The 3,442-nt window shown below is 36.1% G+C and carries 3 protein-coding genes and 1 pseudogene; 3 read left to right on the top strand and 1 reads right to left on the bottom strand.

Features of this window, described 5'->3' with window-relative positions; all coding sequences use genetic code 11:
• The 3 genes from ENL20_12365 to ENL20_12355 form a co-directional block, all read left to right on the top strand.
• Positions 1 to 837, top strand: an 837-nt coding sequence (locus tag ENL20_12365; GenBank protein ID HHE39346.1) for a hypothetical protein, incomplete at its 5' end; no start/stop codon positions are given.
• Between the two features lie 11 nt (positions 838 to 848).
• Positions 849 to 2,156: a phosphopyruvate hydratase gene (locus ENL20_12360; GenBank protein ID HHE39345.1), complete on the top strand. Its 1,308-nt coding sequence runs from the start codon at positions 849 to 851 to the stop codon at positions 2,154 to 2,156.
• Between the two features lie 62 nt (positions 2,157 to 2,218).
• Entirely contained in the window at positions 2,219 to 2,866 is a 648-nt protein-coding gene (locus ENL20_12355; protein ID HHE39344.1) for a hypothetical protein, read from the top strand.
• Between the two features lie 37 nt (positions 2,867 to 2,903).
• Here the strand turns inward: ENL20_12355 and ENL20_12350 are convergent.
• A pseudogene (locus ENL20_12350) lies at positions 2,904 to 3,301 on the bottom strand (HEPN domain-containing protein).
• Between the last annotated feature and the right edge of the window lie 141 nt (positions 3,302 to 3,442).

The raw sequence follows: 3,442 nt of genomic DNA, 5'->3' as shown, positions 1-3,442 counted from the left end.
TTCCATAATTTTTTCACTTTCAAAGGTTCTACTCCGCTTGGAACTTCCGCAGGAACAGGCGAAGCAATCCATCTCGTTGACAGCGTCATTTATGCAGACCAGATTCCCAAACCGGAATATTTTGAATTATTTGATAAAGTTTCAGACGGCAGTTATCGTTTTAAGAAAGAAGTTACTTCCAACCAAATAACAAATCTCAAAAATGCGGAAATGAGCGAACTATATCGTCGTTCTCGTCGTTATGGAGGTAAGGGTTGTCTGCAGGTAGTCGATCATGTGAATACGATTTTCTCGAAAGCCTTTATAGGAAAAACTGTCACGGAATTATCGAGTTTAGCAGAAATCGATCGCCTGCTGTTATCGCTTGAACTGGAATTGTCGAAAAAGAGAGGACAACTTAATTCCGAAGCAACAGAGAAACATCTCATTGAAATCATACAGCGAAAAGGCAATCTTGGGATGAATGCTATCCTGTCTCAATCTCTTTCTCTCGCAAGGTTGATCAGCACTATCAAAGGTAAGGATTTATTTGAAGTTCTAAAAGAGCAGATGAACCAGACGATGTCAAAACTGATCATGCAAAACGACAGTATCCAAATTTTACAAAAAATAAAAGAAAAGTTAATTTCCAAAAATAAAGATCATTCCAACATCGATAATGCTCTCAATAAAATAAAAAGCAGTAATCAAAAAAAAGAATTATGGAAAGTATTGACCGAAGAACTGTCTTTTGAAAATTTGAGTGCAGGTCTTAAAATATTAGATGAAAACAAGAAACAGGGAATTCCCATTTATGAGATTTTGAGAGAACAACTTCCTGTTTACCAGATTGATTAAAAGGAGAAAAAATGGCAAAGATAGTAAAAGTAAAAGCAAGAGAGATCTTAAATTCGAGAGGATATCCGACCGTGGAAGCAGAAGTACATCTCGATACCGGAATTATCGGAAGAGATGCGGTTCCGAGCGGTGCTTCCGTCGGTGAATATGAAGCTGTCGAAGTTGTCGATGGTGATAAAAATAGATATAATGGTCATGGAGTTTTAAATGCTGTCAAGAATGTAAATGATATTATCGCGTCTCACTTGATCGGGATCAATGTCATTGATCAAGCAATGATTGATAATACAATGAGAGAATTGGATGGAACTCCTAATAAAAGACAACTTGGTTCAAATGCAATCCTGGCAGTATCGCTTGCTTCAGCAAGAGCTGCTTCACAAGAACTCGGATTACCATTATACAGGTATCTTGGAGGAACCAATTCGAGAATTTTACCTGTTCCCATGGCAAATATTTTGAATGGTGGAAGACATGCCAACAATAATGTTGACCTGCAGGAATTTATGGTAATGCCGATTGGAGCTAAAACTTTTAAACATGGTTTGCAAATGATAGCCGAAGTATTTCATTCTCTGGGTGCAATTTTGAGAAAAGGCGGATATAAGACTTCTGTTGGAGACGAAGGAGGTTATGCTCCTGATTTGAAAACAAATGAAGAGGCTTTACAAGTGATCATGAAAGCTATCGATTCGACCAGGTTCAAAGCCGGTCGAGATATCTTTCTCGCTCTTGATCCAGCCGCCACTTCCTTCTATAAGAACGGGAAATATGTTCTAAAATCAGACAAAAAAAATATCGAATTAACTTCCGAAGAAATGGTGGATTATTATATTAAACTAGTAAAAAAATACCCGATCGTTTCCATTGAAGACGGATTGGATGAGAATGATTGGAAAGGCTGGAAACTGCTTACTGAAAAAATTGGTAAAGATGTTCAGATTGTTGGAGACGATCTTTTTGTAACGAATGTGAACAGATTGAAAAGAGGAATTAAAGAGAGATCTGCGAATTCAATTTTGATCAAACTTAACCAGATCGGAACTCTCTCCGAAACACTCGATACAGTGGAAATGGCTAAAACTGCAAAATTTACTTCCGTGATTTCCCACCGCAGCGGTGAAACCAGTGATTCTTTTATTTCTGATTTGGCAGTTGCTGTGGGTTCGGGACAGATAAAAACCGGATCGATCTGCCGACAGGAGAGGATCACAAAGTACAATCAACTTCTGCGAATCGAAGAAGAACTCGGTGATACTGCCAGGTTTCACGGAAAAGATATTTTCTTTAATTTGAAGGAGTTCAGGAAGTTTATCTAATCTGTCTTGAAGAGACAAAATAGTTCCCCTCTTTACCAAAGAAAGATCAGAGGAGTTTGATCATGAGAAAGGCAGTATTTCTATTTTTTATAATTATTCTTTTACTTGGTTGCACGAGCAAGGGTGATGTCAAATTTATCAACAGAACCGGACATTTACTTTATTTCACGATGCAGGGAGATGATCACATTCTGGCAGGAGCATCTGATGCTCAAATAAACCAGGGAACCGGACCAATTAAAACAATATCTGTAAATATCGGCAAGAAATTCCTCTTCTTTGGAGCTGGTGAAAAAACAATAGACCTGCACCTCGAAGGAGAGACTTTTATGATGCAGGAAGCAGATATCGACGGAACTCCAACAGGATCGTATTTCACCGATACGGAAATAAATGTTAAAGCAAATGAAACTTTGAATATCTTCGCAGATCCAACCCATGCAAGTGTAAAACTGATCAATGATTCGGATAAAAATATTGTCGAGTTCAGATACACGAACAATGATATAGATTATTTTTCAGTTATAGAAAACACACTAACAATCGGTGATTCGGTTTATACGCAATTAATAGCTTCAACAGGACAAAATCCTCTCACATATACTTTCAAGTTCAAGTTTGAGGGAGAAAGTGATTTGGTTGAGATTCCGGGAATTGCATCCCTCTTCGTTGATACGCAAGCGTTAATTTACGCTGGCTATTATGAATAAAAAATTAAAAAAGGAGCAGATATTTCTGCTCCTTTATCTAATACATTAATTTATTTAATTCTTTTAACACAAATTCTTTAACTTTTAAAGCAATCTGATGAGTTTCTTTTGCTTCCTCAATTTTAGGGATATAAAATTCATCAGCATACCTTACATTGCATAATGAGTTAATATCAATGAATCTGTTAATTGTGAAAAGTTCGGGTTAATATCTTTACAGGATTTCAGAATTGTGCCTATGTTATGAGTATGCGGATAATTTATTTGGTTAGCGATCAAGAAAGCTTTAAAGTATTTTTTAACACTTTGTTGAGCATGAAAACAAATCATATCGGTTGTTGGATCTGATACTTTCACTTCATGTTCGATTAAATTCAAATCATGTTCAGCTTTTAGAATCCATTGTTTTACTATTTCTTTTAGTTTATCTTCCATATTGTTTTTCCATTTCTGGAAACTTCGTAATTTATTGTTCCGATATATTTTTTTGTTTCTTCATATTTTTTCTTGCTTTTTAGGATAATATCGACTTCCAGGTTATTCTTAAAAAATGCAAGATAAAGGTTTCTCAAAGAC

This window comes from Candidatus Cloacimonadota bacterium (genome assembly GCA_011372345.1).
Classification (GTDB): domain Bacteria; phylum Cloacimonadota; class Cloacimonadia; order Cloacimonadales; family TCS61; genus DRTC01.
The sequence above is the reverse complement of the archived record's forward strand: the minus strand, read 5'-3'. Positions and strand labels throughout refer to the sequence as shown.

What these genes read in the sequence shown, in the direction of transcription:
- ENL20_12360 (HHE39345.1), top strand. Translation starts at nt 849, where the DNA reads ATGGCAAAGATAGTAAAAGTAAAAGCAAGAGAGATCTTAAATTCGAGA.
- ENL20_12355 (HHE39344.1), top strand. Translation starts at nt 2,219, where the DNA reads ATGAGAAAGGCAGTATTTCTATTTTTTATAATTATTCTTTTACTTGGT.